At 55.7% G+C, this 210-nt stretch carries 1 protein-coding gene; it reads left to right on the top strand.

Annotated features, from left to right (window positions below):
- Positions 1–58: 58 nt before the first annotated feature.
- The coding region (locus tag L972_RS21275) for a DUF3283 family protein (RefSeq protein WP_331428932.1) at positions 59–210 on the top strand (152 nt) is incomplete at its 3' end.

The raw sequence follows: 210 nt of genomic DNA, 5'->3' as shown, positions 1-210 counted from the left end.
CATTATAGCGCACCACCTTTGAACCAGCGCAAGTCCCGCATGCCAGTGATGGCGTACCATGGCGCCAACAAATAACAAAGAGGTCAGTATGAGTCACAATCTGTGTGCCCTACCGAAAGAGCAGCAAGAACGGGTCGAGGTCGAGAAGGCCGCCGCATATGCGGTATGGAAGGAGCGCAACGGTCACTTGGCCAGCGCAGAAAGCGAAGC

Origin of the sequence: Aeromonas sp. ZOR0001 (genome assembly GCF_000801015.1) — a bacterium.
Lineage (GTDB): Bacteria > Pseudomonadota > Gammaproteobacteria > Enterobacterales > Aeromonadaceae > Aeromonas > Aeromonas veronii.
Note: the sequence above shows the minus strand (reverse complement) of the source record. Positions and strands in the feature narration are given on the sequence as shown.